Below are 16,413 nucleotides of genomic sequence, written 5' to 3'. Positions count from 1 at the left end.
TCGCCGAGGTAACTGCTGGGATAATGCGCCAATGGAGCGATTTTTCAGGAGTTTAAAAACGGAATGGGTGCCAACGCAAGGCTATAAGAGTTTTGTTGAAGCTAAACAAGATGTGACTGATTATATTATTGGCTATTACAGCCAAGTCAGGCCACATCATTATAATGCAGGATTAAGCCCAAATGAATCAGAGCGAAGATTTTGGGAAGATTCTAAAGCCGTGGCCAAATTTAGTTGACCACTACAGTCATGTATAGAAAACTTGAAAAACGAAACGTGTTTTCTCCGTCATGTATAATTTTTGAGGAAAATTATACATATTGAATCTCTTAAGTATAAAAAAGAGCGAAATTTATCTATATAGACTCGTTTGCTTTGCTTACTACTGGCGCCACTAAATATTTAGAGCAACTGGTCGAGTGCGGATTTTTAACGAAACAAAAAGTGGGGCGCGCTAACTATTACATTAACGCCCCCTTGTGCCAGTTGCTGATTGCCCACAGCTAAACTGATTGTAACTATGGTGTTTTTTGCAGTGCCTGCCGTCTAACCAATTGCCAGTTTGGTTTCTGCGTAGCGCAGTTTCTTGGTCCTTGGGCTGGCGAGGAAGTAGGCGAGTACGAGTGGGCCGAGGCGACCCATGAACATTATAAAAATGATGATGGCTTGGCCTAGAGTAGTTAAGTTGCCTGTTAAACCTCGGGACAAACCGACAGTGCCCAGTGCTGATACTGCCTCAAAGACGATATCAATTAACGGTGCGTTTTCACTTAATACCAGTGCGAAGATGGCTAGCCAAGTGACGCCAATGGAGATCATGGTTAGCGCCAAGGCTTTGCTGACAGTGTCTTTGGGGATTTCCCGTTTAAACACATAGATGGCTTCGTCGCGGCGTAAATAACCATAAGTGGCCAAAATCAGCACCATAAAGGTGACGACTTTAATGCCGCTGGCGGTACTTAATGAGCCGCCGCCGATAAACATCAATACCAGCATGAGTAGCGTTGTACCATCTTCGAGTTGGTCAATTGCTAGTGTATTAAAGCCTGCGGTGCGCGGTGTAACGGCTTGAAACCATGAGGCTAACCATTTACCGAGTTCGCTTAAGGGCGCCAAGGTATTGGGGTTGTTGTACTCAATAAAGTAAATCGCAATCACTGCGACGGCGTTGATAATCATAGTGCCTGTGATCATCATGCGGCTGTAAACGCTGAGTTTTGACCAACGTTTGTTCCTACGAAGATCTATCCACACCGAGAATCCAAGGCCACCTATGATGAGCAGGCCCGTGATGGTGAGATTAATGACAGGATCGGCAACATAGGACATTAGGCTGTCGGCACTGAGGGCAAAACCTGCGTTGTTAAAGGCGCTGATGGTGTAGAAAAAACCGTGGAATAAGCTGGTTTGCCAACCGAGTTCCTGACTCCAGTACACGGAAAGAATGGCCATGCCTACGGCTTCAACCAGTAGAGAAAACACTAACACTGATTTTGCCGTTGACACTAGAGTCGATGTATCTGTTTGATTAAAAGCCTCTTTTGCGACTGTTTGGTGTAAAAAACCAATTCTGCCGCCAATGGCGATCAAGGTGACAATGGCGAAGGTCATCAGCCCAAGTCCACCGCATTGAATTAACAGCGCTATGACGATTTGCCCAAAGGGCGTAAAAACAGTGCCAGTATCGACAACAACCAGCCCTGTCACTGTTACTGCCGAGGTGGCCGTGAACAGACTTTGTAGCCACGTAATAGACGATTCGGTTGCTATCGGCAGTTTGAGTAAGCAAGTGCCTAAGATGATCAACAATGCAAAGCTCACGCTTAGGATAAAGGGCGGTGCGCCTAACAGCTTTTTACTCGATTTGGGTTTATGCTCAATCGCCATGATGGAGGGATGCCATTGAACCAAGTTACACCAACCTTGGCGCTAGGTATTTGAGCTCAGTACGGCTACCGCAGAGCAGTAAGGCGTCATTCGTTTGCAGGATAAATTGACTATCAATTTTGCTGAAAACCGTCAGATCCCGCTTAACCATAATGGCGGCGACTTTGCCTTTAGGATTGCGTATCACATTGCTTTTTGCATCATCTTTAACATCATCCTGTGCAGCGCCGAGGAGTTGGCTGACAGTGGTTTGATCAAGGTGAGGCTTGATATGGATTTCGACCACATAGAGACCATCACCAATCGGCAGGAAATTGTTCACCATAGGATAGTTGAGTGACTGGGCAACACGTATGCCCATTTCTTCCTCTGGATGTATGATGCGGGCGACGCCGAGTTTAGAGACGATAGTGTGATGGGCTTTAGTGCTGGCCTTGACCCAAATGACTTCTACTCCCAGATTTTTCAGAGCCAAAGTGCACAGTAAACTCGATTGCATATCTTCGCCAATTGCGACCAGTACGGCTTCACTGTTTGCGAGGTCTAGCTCACGTAGTGCGGCTTCGTCGGAACAATCACAAATAACCGCTTCGGTTAAGTCTTCTACATATTTTTCCACCATTTTAGGGTCACTATCCACGCCAGTGACCGTGTGGCCTAAGTGGATCAATTCTAGGCTAGCGGCGACACCAAATCGCCCTAAGCCAATAACGGTAAAATGTGCCATTAAAATATCCTTTTCTAATTTATAACAGATGCTTATCTATTGTTTGTTAAGCGATAACCTAGGCCCGCTTCTGTCTTAATGAGCTGCTGCTCGCTGCTGTCATTGAGTTTTTTACGTAACTGACTGACTAAGATCCGCAGATAATGACTGTCTTCTTGATGGGTTTTACCCCAAATATCCCGCAGTAATTCAGTTTGTTTAACGAGCTGACCAGGGTGAGACATTAAGGTCTCCATCAGAGCAAACTCCTTTTTGGTTAAGGCGATTTCTTGCTGATCGAGCCAAAGCTGGTGGGTACTTTTTTGCAACTTAAGTGCGCCAAACTGCAGTAAATCACTTAGTGGCGGTTCATCGACTAAGTCGCGGACTAAAACCTTGATGCGCGCGATTAACTCCCTGATCCCAAATGGCTTGCTGAGATAGTCATTGGCGCCTGCTTCCAAAAGACGAATTTTTTCTTCCTCTTGATCGCGGGCGGTTAAGATAAGCACCGGCACTTTGTCACTCTGACGTAGGGTTTGCAGCAAGCTGATGCCATCACCATCGGGTAGACCAAGATCGAGCACTAACACGTGTGGCTGCTGCGCATGATATTGCGCTAGGGCTGACGCAATCGAGGCGGCGCCATGATATTCGAATCCTTCCGCTTCTAACGATATCCGCATAAAAGTGTGGATTTGCGCTTCGTCATCGACGACCAGCACCTTATAAGCCATTTATTCCTCTCCCTTTTTTATCGGCAATGCGATACGAATAAGGCTGCCATGAGCGACAGGTTCGGCGCTGATCTGGCCACCATGGGCGGTAATTATGCCCTTAGCAACAGCAAGCCCAAGGCCCGAGCCGCTATCGGTTGAGGGATGCTGGCGATAAAAGAGTTCAAAAATTGCCTGCGCTTGAGCGGGTTCTATGCCAAGACCCTCATCTTGGATATCTAACAATAATGCATCGCCCTGCTGATACGCCTTTACTATGACTTGCTTATCAGAAGGCGAATAGCGCAGCGCATTATCCAATACATTAAAAATAGCTTGCTCAATCAATGAACTGCAGATCATCAGTGACGGTAGATCGGCCTCACTCTTGATGATAATACGCGGCTGCGTGGCTGGAAAACGGGCAATAGCTTGGTGCAATACATTCATTATGGCGTCTTCACTCAAGCTAAACTTGAGTGCGCCGTGTTGTAACTTAGTGGCTTGCAGCAGGTTTTCGATATATTGGTGCAGGCGATGGCTTTCGGCGGCCGCGCTATCAATCAGCTCATCCTTTTGGTCTGCGCTGAGCTTAGGCATGTATTCCTTTAAGGTGGTGAGCGTGCCTATGATAGTGGCGAGTGGGGTGCGTAAATCGTGGGAAACCGACAGCAAAATACTGTTGCGTAACTGAGCTTGTTCGAGAGCATCTTGCTGACGTCGATAGTGTTCGGCTAATTTGCTGGTGGTGAGGGCGACAAGCAGAAACACACTGAGATTGAGAATGTCCTCAAGATTAAACATCTGTAGTGAATAACGTGGTGTGGTAAATAGAAAATTAAAGCTGGTCGCCTCAAACACTGCCGCAAAATAGGCCAAGTTGGCGTTGCATTGTAGGGCTACGGCCACTACGGCCAATTGTAAAATCAGCAGTACGGCGATAGTCGAGTTTGAAAAGTGATCGATAAAGGCGCTGCTGAAAATGGCCGTCACTAGCACTATGAAGGTAAATAAAGTCGGGTGCGAACGCCAGTATTGTGTCATGGGAGCCGCTATGGATGAAGTCATGAATAGAAAGACGCATATAAAGAAAGTGCCTGTACTTTAGCAAAGGCACTTTAAGATAGCGCGTAAAAATGTCGTAAAATTTGTAACCTTGTGAGTGGCTTAGCTTGTACTTAGCTTAGGCAAATCGAGCTTGTTCACATCACACTTTGGGTAAATGATAAGGCTTACCGCATACACTCATGTTGTAAGCCTTAACCTAGGCGCAGGCCATTACGTATGTTGCCAAAGCGCTTATCCAACCACTAACCCTGAGTTATTGACCTGCCCATGATTGAGTTAAGCATCACCAAGGTATTGGCGGGGGCACTAAGCGTTTGCCACTATAGTCAGTAACGGCGGCGAAGCGGGGATCTTCGGCTTCCCAATCTGCCTGTGCTTTGACAATTTCATCTTTGCTATGGCCGACAAAGTTCCACCAAATGCTGATAGGATCAGCCAGTGGCGCGCCACCAATCAGCAGTATGCGACAACCCGCTTCGAGTTTTATGGTGATGGTTTCGCGTAGCATGCCAAGGTAGGCGAGGTGGTTATTATCAAAACTGTCATCCTCGATTTGGAAGCGGCCTTCCAGTGGCATGAGGGCATATTCGAAACTAGGGTCGAGATTTAGAGTGAGTTCAGCGTCATGGGCGGCAAACAGATCTATGGCAACGATAGGTGAGAAGTGTAATGTGGGCGCCTGTTTATGATGCCAACTGCCAATCAGTAGGGTGAATTCAATGCCTGACTCGTGCCAAGTCGGTAGCTCTGGGTAGTGATCGAATCTCGGAGTGGTATCTTTGTGCTCTAGTGGTAAGGCTATCCATAGTTGGGCTGCGTGCATAGTGTGATGGCCCTCTATCGACTCTTCGGTGTGGGCTATGCCGTGTCCGGCTGTCATCAGGTTAACTTGTCTTGGGCGGATCACTTGAGCACTGCCGATGCTGTCCCTGTGCATGATTTCGCCTTCGAGCATCCAAGTAAAGGTTTGCAACCCAATGTGTGGATGTTGGCCGACGTTTAACTGCGGGCCGTCGGTGATTGGGCCAATATGGTCGAGAAAGCACCAAGGGCCGATAAGGCGGCGCTCTTTTTGTGGAATAGCCCGTGCGACAGGTATGCCGCCGACATCACTGATTTTGGGGGCAATCCGTTGAGCTTGAATGCGGCCATTTTCAATAGGACATTCCTTAGGGCCACCATAAAACTGTGCTTGTAGTTCACTCATGTTCGCTCCTTATTCCATTACTAGGGCATGCTCAGTTCAGTTTGGCTCGGTTCAGTGCTGCTAAGTGTGAACCTAGAATCTCGCATGGGGGTGATCTCATCTTGCATTCGAGCCGAAGGTTTTAGCTTCGGGTATTCCAGTCGATTTTGCAAATTGTGGCAGTGACCTGATAGAGGGCAATTTCACTTTTTAGTGGTTAACTTAACGTGTTTTAGGTTCTTCAAATTGTCCTTCGATACACTTTGATAGCCTAATTCAAGTACGAATGTGTGACTGAGCCCGCGTGAATGGGACTTTTATCTGTCCTTTACTTTAGCAAGCCTGTATTTATGTGGGCATTAGCGTTTGATGTTTTACTCGAGCCTAAATACGAGTGTTTGACAAGTTTGGGGCTCGGTGATTTTTATCATCCACGCGTTAAGTCAGATCTGCAAAATCGAGTCTATCTTTTATGGTGGCTTGTGTTGGCGGCAAAGCCTGTCTTCACCCTAATCCATTCAGCGTACAGGCTTAACACTCATAAATATATCATTGGTAAATATAACGTTGGGCTGTGATTCAGCGTGATAGATCAAGGAGAAAGCGTGCTCGAAAATCAAATGATGTTACTGGCGGTATTTGAACGGGCAGCCTTGATGCTGATGACCCTGTTTTTTTTAACCCGCACTCGACCGTTTCAGCGTTTATTCCAAAAGCGTAATCATACCCCCGCAGAGTTGGTTTCTGTGGCGGCGATATTTTGCTTATTTGCAGTATTTAGTACTTATACCGGCATTGAGGTTGAAGGCGCGTTGGTTAACGTGCGGATTATCGCGATTATTTCTGGCGGGATTCTATTTGGCCCTTGGGTTGGTATTCCTGCGGGTGTGCTGTCGGGACTGCATAGATATCTTATTGATATGGATGGTGATACTTCTATTCCGTGTTTAATCGCTAGCATTATTGCCGGCCTTATGGCGACGTGGATTTATTACAAATGTCCCAAATCTAAGTTGTGGATTTATGGCATTGCGGCTGGCATGTTGTGCGAAACGCTGACCATGTTGTTGATTTGGTTGCTGACAGAGCCACACGAGGTGGGCGTTGAGATTGTGAGTCATATTGCCTATCCCATGATTGCGGGCACTGTGTGTATCGGACTGATTATCAAGCTAGTGCAGGACCTCGACGATGAGAAAGAGTTGATTGCCGCTAAGCAGGCCAAGCTCGCGCTGGATATTGCCAATAAAACCTTACCCTTTTTTCGCAAGATTGATCGCCATGCCTTAGAGCAAGTGTGCGCTGTAATTCGTAATGAAATCCATGCCGATGCTGTGGCGATTACCGATACTCGCGATGTATTAGCCTATATGGGCGTTGGTAAAGATTACTACGAGGTCGATGGTCATCAAGCGATTAGCGAAATGACTCAAAGGGCGATAGAGCAAGATCAAAACATTATTAACAATGACTTACGCCAATATCATTTGTCGGACTTTCATTCGGTCATCATAATCCCGCTGCGCGAAAACGGCACTGTGAGCGGCACGCTGAAGATTTACTATCGCAATACCTATCGTATCACTAGCTCGTTGCGGGAGATGGCTGTGGGTTTGTCGCAGCTAATTTCGACCCAGATGGAAGTGTCGCGTATCGAGCAACTGCAAGAGATGACCCGCAAGGCGGAGTTCACTGCGTTGCAGAGCAAGATTAACCCACATTTTTTATTTAATGCCCTCAATGCGATTTCTTCTTTGATCCGTATTCGGCCACAGCAGGCGCGACAGTTGATTGCTAATCTGGCCGATTATCTGCGCTATAACTTGGCTAAAGGTGATGAGCTGATTGATATCCAAGAAGAAGTGAAACAAGTCCGTGATTATGTGGCGATCGAGCAGGCGCGCTTTGGCGACAAGCTTGAAGTGATCTTCGATGTCGACGATGTGCATTTTTGTGTACCTTGCCTCTTGTTACAGCCGCTGGTGGAAAACGCGATTTTGCACGGCATTCAGCCGCGCAGTGCACCGGGCAGAGTGACGATAGAAGTGAAAAAACTCGATGCAGGCATTCGCGTCGCCGTGCGCGATACTGGCTATGGGATCCGCCAAGAGGTGATTGATGGCGTAGCTGCTGGCCGTGTAGAAAGCAGCAGTATTGGGCTGATGAATGTGCACCAGAGAGTGAAGTTATTGTACGGCGAAGGTTTGCAGCTTAAACGGCTCGAGCCGGGGACTGAAGTCAGTTTTTACTTACCGGATAATGAGGCGCAAGTATGTTAAAAGCCATCATAGTTGAAGATGAATATCTTGCCCGTGAGGAGCTAGAGTATTTAGTGAAGAGCCACAGTGAGATAGACATAGTGGCTAGCTTCGAGGATGGCTTAGAGGCCTTTAAATATTTGCAGGATCACGAGGTCGATGTGGTGTTTTTGGATATCCAAATACCGTCCATCGATGGCCTTTTGTTGGCGAAGAATCTACATAAATCGACCCATCCTCCCCATGTGGTGTTTGTGACTGCCTATAAAGAATTTGCAGTAGAAGCATTTGAGCTCGAAGCCTTCGACTATATTCTCAAGCCCTACAATGAACCGCGGATCATCAGCTTATTGCAGAAGATTGAACAGGTGGGACGACAAGCACCAAAGCCACAACATGAGGCCGCGAGCAACACTAGTCGAACCGTGAATTTAGTCAAAGGTGAGCGGATTATCGTCACGCCCTGCGAGCAAATTTATTATGCCGAGGCCGATGAAAAACTCACCTATGTGTACACCCGCACCGACCGTTATGTGATGCAGATGACCATCAGTGAGTTTGTCAGCCGCTTGCCCGCCGAGGGCTTTTTCCGCTGTCACCGTTCCTATTGCGTCAATATCAACAAGATCCGCGAAATCGTGCCTTGGTTCAATAGTACTTACCTGATTAGGTTGCATGATTTGTCGTTCGAGGTGCCCGTTAGCCGTAGTAATATTAAGGCTTTTCGACAGCTGATGAGGCTGTAATTGTCATTCATTCCTGCAGATCTGTATTTCATGCCTTAATTGATCGGCGCGAATCGCATCTCTCTTATAGTGGACTCAATTCCTGAACCCCTAAAGCGAGATGCATCATGACTAAAGAGATGAACCGTACTCGGTACCTGACCTTAGTTGGTACTATTATCACCCAGTTTGCACTCGGCTCAGTTTACACTTGGAGCCTGTTCAATGCGCAGTTGGCCGTTAAGCTCGACGAACCCGTCAGCCAAGTGGCATTTGTGTTTGGTTTGCTGAGTTTGTCTTTGGCCGTGGCATCTTCCATGGCGGGCAAATTACAGGAACGTTTTGGCGTACGTAATGTCACCTTAGGCGCAGGCCTGTTACTCGGCGTTGGATTCTTACTCACTGCCCAAGCCAGCAACTTGATGATGCTTTACCTGTGCGCAGGGATTTTAGTGGGCTTTGCCGATGGCACTGGCTACTTGATGACCTTGTCTAACTGCGTGAAGTGGTTCCCCGAACGCAAAGGGCTGATTTCGGCGTTAGCGATTGGCGCTTATGGTCTAGGTAGCCTCGGATTTAAATACATTAACGTGCTGTTACTCGAAAACACTGGCCTTGAAACCACCTTCCAACTGTGGGGCCTGATCGCCATGGCGCTGGTGTTATGTGGCGGCATGTTGATGAAAGATGCGCCTGCACAATCAGCCGCAAGTCAGCAAGCCGAAAGTCGCGACTTCACCCTCGCAGAAGCCATGAGTAAGCCGCAATACTGGATGCTGGCGCTGATGTTCCTGTCGGCCTGTATGAGTGGTTTGTATGTGATTGGTGTAGCGAAAGATATCGGCGAGAAGATGGTCGACTTGCCTGTACTGGTCGCCGCCAATGCCGTTGCTGTTATTGCTATGGCGAACCTCAGTGGTCGTTTAGTGCTGGGTATACTGTCGGACAAAATCCCCCGCATTCGGGTTATTTCACTGGCGCAGATCATCACTTTAGTCGGTATGGTGTTACTGTTGTTCATTCCTTTGAATGCTAACCTGTTCTTCGTTGCGGTTGCCTGCGTTGCCTTTAGTTTTGGCGGTACTATCACTGTTTATCCATCATTGGTGAGCGACTTCTTCGGCCTGAATAACCTGACTAAAAACTATGGCGTTATCTACTTAGGTTTCGGTATCGGCAGTATTATCGGTTCGATTGTCGCCTCGTTATTTGGTGGGTTTATTGCAACCTTTAACGTGATTTTAGTGCTACTGGTGGTGGCGTTAGTCATGTCATTAACCATTCGTATGCCAGAGCCCAAAATTCCAGCGTCAGCTAAGAGAGCGACTAAGAGTACGCCTCGCTTAGTGAATATGACGGCCGAATCGGCGTAAGCACAAACACTTAGTCCGGCTTAGCCAAAAGCTAACACAAAAAATCCGCAGCCATATGGCTGCGGATTTTTTACTTTTTATCCCGTATTTTATGGGCGAGGTTGTTATTCATTTAAGGCTCACTGACTTATCTATGTGATTGCACTTTTGATGTTAGCTAAGTGCAGCCTCTTTTTTATCACACCAACAACAGGTAACTTGATAGCCATAAAGCGTTATTCAGGATGTGTTGTGTTAACGGACCCTCTTTTTTGGTTGGTGGCGATACCCGCAGTATTGATTACTGGGATTTCTAAATCAGGTTTTGCGGGTGGCGTGGGCGGATTAACTGTCCCGCTATTGGCGCTGGCCATTAGCCCTGCTACAGCGGCGGCAGTCATGTTACCACTGCTGATTTATATGGATTTTTTAAGTGTACGATCATGGTGGGGGCAACATAATCCGCGTCATTTATGGATACTATTGCCCGCGGCGGTTGTGGGGATTTTTATCGCTTATCTGTTGTTCGATCGATTAAACGAAGATTACTTACGGGTGATTCTAGGCTGTGTGTCCTTAGGTTTTGGTTTGTATGGTTTGATCCTTGGGGATAAAACTCAAGCATCACCTTCACCTCTGGTTGGGCGATTGTGTGGCTTAACCGCCGGATTTACGAGCTTTGTTGCCCATGCGGGCGGGCCGCCCCTCAACGCTTATTTGTTGCCGTTGCGCTTAGCCAAGGCAGAGTTTTTAGCCACTGCCGTGGTGTTTTTTGCGGTGGTGAATCTGGTTAAACTTGTTCCTTACAGTTTGCTTGGGCAGATCAACCAAGAGAATATTATCGTTTCTCTGTTATTGGTGCCGCTGGCATGGTTAGGGGTAAAGTTAGGTTTGTTCATTCAAGATAAAATTGACGATAGGTTATTTAAACGCATCATCTTGATTTTAATGGTGCTGGTGGGTGTGCGTTTATTGTGGACGGCGTTATAGTTTTAAGCTTTAGGTTATATTAGTCTGCTAGAGTGCGCGGGTGTTGGGGCGTTTTGATCCCCAGCCGCCCTGAATTTACCTGATAAAAACTCAAAATTACGTTACTGTGAAATCTGCCTGCAATGAGTTTGAAGCTATGAAACGATTACTGATAGTTATCTTAGCCTTAGGCCTTGGCGCTTGTGCTAGCGCGCCAGAACCTAAGCCTGTGGTAAAGCAAGTTGAACCCGCCACGGTTTGGAATGATAGCAATATCTCCGAACTGCATTCTGAGTGGCGCGGTGTGCCCTATCGTTTAGGCGGTGGCACTAAGCGGGGCATAGATTGCTCGGCCTTTGTGTCTGTCGCCTATCAGAAGATGTTGGGTATGACCTTACCGCGCACAGTCGAAGAGCAACAAGCCTTAGGTAAACCCGTGCCGAGAAATCAACTGCGCAAGGGTGACTTGGTATTTTTCAAGACGGGCTGGAGCACACACCATGTCGGCATTTATGTAGGAGGCGATAATTTTCTACATGTTTCCACTAGCCAAGGGGTGAAGATTTCGAGCCTGCATAACAGTTATTGGGCGTCTAAGTATTGGAATGCACGGCGGATTTAGCCCTTTGATCGTTTTTATCTTTTGAATGGCTCAACTTGCAGTGAGAGTGCCTGAGCCAATCTCCCTTTATGGCATGTTTTTATCGGCCCAATGCTGCTTTGCTTTGGGGAAGACGTTTGTCATCAATGAACAATTTTTAAATTCCGAGTGTTTAAACGGTGTTGCGCGAACCTCATCACGTTTTAGTCGCTCCATTGGCTAGGCATTTGTGCTATTTTAGCTGCGGCTTAAGGTCGAAGCTGTAGCGGCTTCTTCCATGCTTGATGTCGACAATTTTCACTTCGGCATGTTTCATTTCAACATCATTAGGGATTTCCTATGAGCAAAGCAAAAATCGGTATTGTGACGGTCAGCGATCGCGCCAGCGCGGGAATTTATGAAGATATCTCAGGCAAGGCGATTATCGACACGCTCAACGACTATCTCACCAGCGAGTGGGAGCCGATTTATCAAGTGATCCCCGATGAGCAGGATGTGATTGAAGCGACGTTGATCAAGATGGCCGACGAGCAGGATTGCTGTTTGATTGTCACTACGGGCGGCACTGGCCCAGCGAAACGCGATGTCACCCCAGAAGCGACAGAAGCCGTCTGCGATCGCATGATGCCAGGCTTCGGTGAGTTGATGCGCGCCGAGTCATTAAAATTTGTGCCTACCGCCATTTTGTCTCGTCAAACCGCAGGGTTACGTGGCGATTCATTGATTGTGAATTTGCCCGGCAAACCAAAATCGATTCGCGAATGTTTAGATGCCGTGTTCCCCGCTATCCCTTACTGTATCGATTTGATGGAAGGCCCGTATTTAGAGTGCAATGAGTCGGTTATCAAACCATTCAGGCCAAAGGCTAAGTAATCTTGCTATCAAGTCTGTAAAAAACGAAGCCACTGAAAATCCAGTGGCTTTGTTGTTTGAGGAGCTTAGGGTTCATAACTGATTAATCTGCTGCTTTAGTTCGTACTCTGGCTCTGTCACTATTTTTTCAAGCACTTGTATTCGCTCAATTAGTGTTTGGTTTTGTAGGCTGAGTTGAGTCACTTTGTCCTCAAGGTGGCTATTGTCTGCGGTGCCCACACCAAGTTGGCGTGCCTTTAGATAGTGTTTAAACATTTCAGTGGCGCTGAGGCCAATAATGAAGCTGACCATAATCACCATTAAGACAAATTCGTTTTCCATAACAAACTCCTGTAGCTATTGAGTTTTTCAACTTGGGAGCGACTTAGTTATCGCCCTCAAGTTTGTCGGTTTAAGTTTATCGTCCCCAAGTTTATCAATCGAAGCGCCCTATAAACCGAAGATCACTTTTTCACTCTTGAGCGACCTTTCCATGCCAAAGGCGAGCAATATCGCAATGGCGAGTGTGCCTAAGGTCGAAACCAGTAACTGCAACATGGGCAAGTCTTTACCTTTGATAAAGTCCATTAATGCCTGTTGCTGACCCGAGACGGGCAACCACTGCAGCATATCTGGCGCTATGTTGTAACTGGCGGCCATCGACAGGGCTAAGGGCACAAACAGCACCATAGTCAGATAGGACTGAGCTTCCTTAAAGGTTTTCGCCATAAAAGACACAAAAAGTTGCAGACAAGCGGCCATTAACGCGACGGGGATGCCGACCACTAACATCAGCAGCATAAATTCTGTGGTGATGTTGACGCTAAAGCCTAATTCCTGCCATGGCACGAAGGCGTAGGCGATTTTAGACACCAGCAAGATCAGCACTAAACCGAGCAGAGCGAACAAGCTCACCGCAATAATTTTTGACAGTACTAATTGGCGAGTGGTCAGCGGATGGCTCAATAGCAGGGCCAAGGAGTTACGTTCGCGCTCACCGGCACTGGTGTCGATAGCTAGGTTCATCCCCGAGATAAATACCGAGTAGATCATAGTGAAAATGGCGATACCTAAGATCATTCCACCCTTAGAGTCTGTGGTGGCTTTGTCTTGCACATTCACCTTGAGTGGCTGAACCACGCGCGGGTCGATACCGCGGGCAATTAAACGTAAACTGCCCATTTCAGCGCTGTAGGCCTGCAGTTGTTTCTCGAGTCTGCGAATCGAGTTCTGCAGTTTCTCCTCAGAGTTATCGGCCACGATAGTGATCTCAGCGCTTTTGCCTTGGTTCATTTGCGCGGCATAGTCGGTGTTGATGATCAGTTCTATTGCTTTAAGGTCTTTGGCGTCAGAGCCATCGGCTGCGCCTTGAGTGATGCCTTTATTCGATAAAAATCTTACTAAATCCGGTGCTTTATCGGGATTTTTAATGGTGATTTTCAAATCATCGGGGCTGGTTAGCTGGCCAATTAACACCATAAATAGGCCGCACATGATCAACGGTGTTCCTATGGCGTAGTACAGACCCGCCATCACAGAGCGCTTATCGCGGGCGGCATCGATGAGTTCTTTACGAACCATAGCCATTATTTTATTCATGCTGTCATTCCCTTAACCATGATCTTATCTATCTGAGCTTGTATATCATTGATGCTGCCTGCATTCTTGTTAGTTTGAGTCATCATGCCGCTATCCCTTCATCCGTGCCGATAAGTTGAATAAAGGCTTCTTCGAGCGAGTCTTTGCCTGTTTGAATGCAAAGCTCTGTTGGGCTACCAATGGCGACGACTCTGCCTTGGGCCATGACGATCACTTGGTCACACAGCGCGGCGACTTCTTGCATTACATGGCTAGAGAACAGCACGCAATGTCCTTGATTTTTAAGATCGATAAGGATGTCACGCAGTAGGCGAGTGCTCATCACATCCAGCCCACGGGTCGGCTCGTCGAGGATAATATTGCTCGGGCTGTGGACGATTGCCTGTGCGAGGGCGGTTTTCATTCTTTGTCCTTGGGAAAAGCCTTTGCAGCGGCGATCGCTAATGTCTTCGAGGCGCAATTTCGCAATCACTTGGCTGGTGGCCTCCTTGGCCTCCTTGGGTGATAAGCCGCTTAGCTCGGCAAAATAGCGAATGTATTCCCGTGGTGTTAAGCGTTCATACAGACCAAAAGGGTCGGGGAATAGCCCGAGTTGCTGCTTAGCGCCAATAGGGTCGATGGCGACATCTATGCCTTCGATTTCAGCCTTGCCGTTATCGGGTTTTAGCAGGCCAAAAATCGTGCGTAAACAGGTCGTTTTACCTGCCCCGTTCGGGCCGAGTAATCCTGTGATTTGGCCGTTTTGTGCGACGAAACTTAAGTCATTCAGCGCCTGCACGTCACCGATGCGCTTGGAAAGATGGGATACTTTAATCATGGCTTATTCCTTAGCTCCAGTGCTGGCGTGATCATCTGTTGTCGTGGTTTTTGTGCTGGTCGCATTAAGCGGTTCCACCGAGCTGGCATTTAAATAAAAGCTGCGGCGCACATCTTTGTTCAAACATTCGCCGTCGAGATCGTTGACTGAGCCCGAGCGGACGAGATCGGCAATCAGGTTATTGGCGCAGGATTGATAGGCCACACCGTGGGTCGCATAAGGAGCGACAAAGTGCTTGGCATTGGTGAGTTTTTCCATGGCTAACTCGCCCCAGCTTGGTGGGGTGGCGGGGTCGATTTCGCCGGATAACAACAAGGTCGGAATGTTACTGTTGATGGGCTCGCTAAAGCTGTTATCGACCGCAGGCACTTTCCATACTGAACAAGTCGCCTCTAAGCCTTCGAGCATGGTTCTGCCCATAAAGGATTTTTTGGCCTGCTCGCGCATGGTTGGGGTAATGCGGTGCATATCTTCGCCACAGACCACAGATGCGTGCATGCCCATCGCCATGCCGGCATTGTCTAGGGTGAGGGCATAGAGGCCGAGTATAGGTTGGAAGTTGTTTTTCGATGCTTGATGAATCGCATGTGGCAAGAGGGCGCGCACATTGGCTTGATACAGCGCCATGCGGATCGAACCAGAGAATTTACCGCGCGTCATGGTCAACATGGTTTTTTCGCCCGTGACGGGATCGTAAACGTTTTCCATCACAGGGCCTGTGGCGAGCTTAGCGTCGACTCGCTCAAAGTCTGCCTTTAACTGGGGGAATTGACTGTTACAGGCGGCGGTTGCTTGGCAATCCTTAAACAATAAGTCGAAGCCACGATCAATCGCAGAGCCGATTTCTAATACGCTTTGCTGCATGGGCACTATGCCGTCTAAGGTCACTGTGGCTAAGTGCTCTGGATATAAACGCATGTAAAGTTGCGCCATGCGAGTGCCGTAGGAGATGCCGTAAATATGCAGTTTTTTATAGCCTAAGTGCGCACGTACGGCTTCGAAGTCTTTAATCGCATTGAGGCTGCCGTATTGAGTCACGTCGGCATCAATTTTGGCTAAGCATTTTTGCGTTTCGGCTAAGGTATCGACATTATCGTCATCGAAGGACAGTGGAGATTGAGCTCCTTCATCGCAGGCCAGTACATTCGAACGGCCAGTGCCCCTTTGATCGATCAGTAAAATATCCCGCTGTTGGCGGACTTTGCTCAGCATTGCATCGAAACCTGCCGCGTTCTCTATGGCCGATTGTCCAGGGCCGCCAGCAATCGCCAGCAAGGCTTCTTCATGGTTGGCATTTTTCACCGCAGGCAAAACAACGTAATGCACTTGGATCTGTTTGCCATCGGGTTTGTTAGGGTTTTCTGGCACAGTCACAAAACCGCAGTTTAGACGATCGGATACGCCTTCCACATAACAAGTGCCGGTGTCATTCGCCATGTTCCTAGCTATATCAGCTGTCGCTTGTGTCTCTTGTGTCTCTTGGCTTTTAACATCACTCGCCCACGTCGCCGTACTTGCCATTGCCAGTATGAGTGGGCTCATTCTCAAAGTACGCGTGTGCCATGTGGCACTAGTCGCACCATGGCGTGGCTGAGTTGGCACAAGGCGTTGAACTGTGTTGCTTAACTTCCTGTGTGTCATGCTATCTATCATGCGCGCTTTCCTTTTTGCATTTCA

17 protein-coding genes are annotated in these 16,413 nt (G+C 47.8%); 8 read left to right on the top strand and 9 right to left on the bottom strand.

The genetic code is table 11. From position 1 onward, the window contains the following. Together L5M40_RS19605 and L5M40_RS22650 are read left to right on the top strand one after the other, a co-directional pair. Positions 1–238: integrase core domain-containing protein (locus L5M40_RS19605; RefSeq protein WP_263257105.1), on the top strand; the 238-nt coding region annotated here is incomplete at its 5' end. Between the two features lie 137 nt (positions 239–375). After that, positions 376–507, top strand: a complete 132-nt coding sequence (locus L5M40_RS22650; protein WP_330147829.1) for a hypothetical protein — start codon at positions 376–378, stop codon at positions 505–507. Positions 508–546: 39 nt separating this feature from the next. Here the strand turns inward: L5M40_RS22650 and L5M40_RS19600 are convergent, their stop codons facing one another. From L5M40_RS19600 to L5M40_RS19580, 5 genes are all read right to left on the bottom strand, one after another. Then, positions 547–1,911, bottom strand: coding sequence for a TrkH family potassium uptake protein (locus tag L5M40_RS19600; RefSeq protein ID WP_263257104.1), 1,365 nt, complete (start codon positions 1,909–1,911; stop codon positions 547–549). A 1-nt stretch (position 1,912) separates the two neighbouring features. After that, complete coding sequence (locus L5M40_RS19595) at positions 1,913–2,614, bottom strand: potassium channel family protein (protein WP_105250904.1); 702 nt, start codon at positions 2,612–2,614, stop codon at positions 1,913–1,915. A gap of 32 nt (positions 2,615–2,646) precedes the next feature. Then, the gene (locus tag L5M40_RS19590) at positions 2,647–3,330 is read right to left on the bottom strand and encodes a response regulator transcription factor (RefSeq protein ID WP_131524531.1); all 684 of its coding nucleotides are present in this window, start codon (positions 3,328–3,330) and stop codon (positions 2,647–2,649) included. Continuing rightward, entirely contained in the window at positions 3,331–4,377 is a 1,047-nt protein-coding gene (locus tag L5M40_RS19585) for a PAS domain-containing sensor histidine kinase (RefSeq protein WP_263257102.1), read from the bottom strand. A gap of 283 nt (positions 4,378–4,660) precedes the next feature. Further along, entirely contained in the window at positions 4,661–5,584 is a 924-nt protein-coding gene (locus tag L5M40_RS19580; RefSeq protein ID WP_263238482.1) for a pirin family protein, read from the bottom strand. 584 nt (positions 5,585–6,168) lie between these two features. On the opposite strand from L5M40_RS19580, the gene L5M40_RS19575 reads away from it, so the two are divergent. The 6 genes from L5M40_RS19575 to mog all read left to right on the top strand — a co-directional run bounded on the left by L5M40_RS19575 (position 6,169) and on the right by mog (position 12,341). Beyond that, on the top strand, positions 6,169–7,842 hold the full coding sequence (locus tag L5M40_RS19575; RefSeq protein WP_173242477.1) for a sensor histidine kinase: 1,674 nt from the start codon (positions 6,169–6,171) through the stop codon (positions 7,840–7,842). Continuing rightward, positions 7,836–8,567, top strand: a complete 732-nt coding sequence (locus tag L5M40_RS19570) for a LytR/AlgR family response regulator transcription factor (RefSeq protein ID WP_105250908.1) — start codon at positions 7,836–7,838, stop codon at positions 8,565–8,567. Before L5M40_RS19575 ends, L5M40_RS19570 begins: the two co-directional genes overlap by 7 nt. A 107-nt stretch (positions 8,568–8,674) precedes the next feature. Continuing rightward, the gene (locus tag L5M40_RS19565) at positions 8,675–9,919 is read left to right on the top strand and encodes an MFS transporter (protein WP_263238483.1); all 1,245 of its coding nucleotides are present in this window, start codon (positions 8,675–8,677) and stop codon (positions 9,917–9,919) included. A 231-nt stretch (positions 9,920–10,150) separates the two neighbouring features. Next, complete coding sequence (locus L5M40_RS19560; protein WP_263238484.1) at positions 10,151–10,888, top strand: sulfite exporter TauE/SafE family protein; 738 nt, start codon at positions 10,151–10,153, stop codon at positions 10,886–10,888. 136 nt (positions 10,889–11,024) lie between these two features. Then, the gene (locus L5M40_RS19555; RefSeq protein WP_105250911.1) at positions 11,025–11,489 is read left to right on the top strand and encodes an NlpC/P60 family protein; all 465 of its coding nucleotides are present in this window, start codon (positions 11,025–11,027) and stop codon (positions 11,487–11,489) included. A gap of 318 nt (positions 11,490–11,807) precedes the next feature. Beyond that, positions 11,808–12,341 (top strand): molybdopterin adenylyltransferase, encoded by a 534-nt coding sequence (gene mog, locus L5M40_RS19550; RefSeq protein ID WP_106648670.1) that lies wholly within the window; start codon positions 11,808–11,810, stop codon positions 12,339–12,341. A 72-nt stretch (positions 12,342–12,413) separates the two neighbouring features. Here the strand turns inward: mog and L5M40_RS19545 are convergent, their stop codons facing one another. From L5M40_RS19545 to L5M40_RS19530, 4 genes are all read right to left on the bottom strand, one after another. Next, a complete protein-coding gene (locus L5M40_RS19545; RefSeq protein ID WP_263255190.1) occupies positions 12,414–12,662 on the bottom strand; it encodes a hypothetical protein in 249 nt (82 codons plus the stop codon). Positions 12,663–12,770: 108 nt separating this feature from the next. Continuing rightward, positions 12,771–13,919 carry an ABC transporter permease gene (locus L5M40_RS19540; protein ID WP_263257100.1) on the bottom strand — a complete coding sequence of 383 codons (1,149 nt, stop codon included), beginning with the start codon at positions 13,917–13,919 and terminating at the stop codon, positions 12,771–12,773. Positions 13,920–14,001: 82 nt separating this feature from the next. Continuing rightward, positions 14,002–14,736 carry an ATP-binding cassette domain-containing protein gene (locus L5M40_RS19535; RefSeq protein WP_173242482.1) on the bottom strand — a complete coding sequence of 245 codons (735 nt, stop codon included), beginning with the start codon at positions 14,734–14,736 and terminating at the stop codon, positions 14,002–14,004. Between the two features lie 3 nt (positions 14,737–14,739). Further along, complete coding sequence (locus L5M40_RS19530) at positions 14,740–16,389, bottom strand: alpha/beta hydrolase (protein ID WP_263257098.1); 1,650 nt, start codon at positions 16,387–16,389, stop codon at positions 14,740–14,742. Positions 16,390–16,413 lie beyond the last annotated feature (24 nt).

It is taken from the genome of Shewanella sp. SM68 (assembly GCF_025653925.1).
Classification (GTDB): Bacteria; Pseudomonadota; Gammaproteobacteria; order Enterobacterales; family Shewanellaceae; genus Shewanella; species Shewanella oncorhynchi.
Note: the sequence above shows the minus strand (reverse complement) of the source record. Positions and strands in the feature narration are given on the sequence as shown.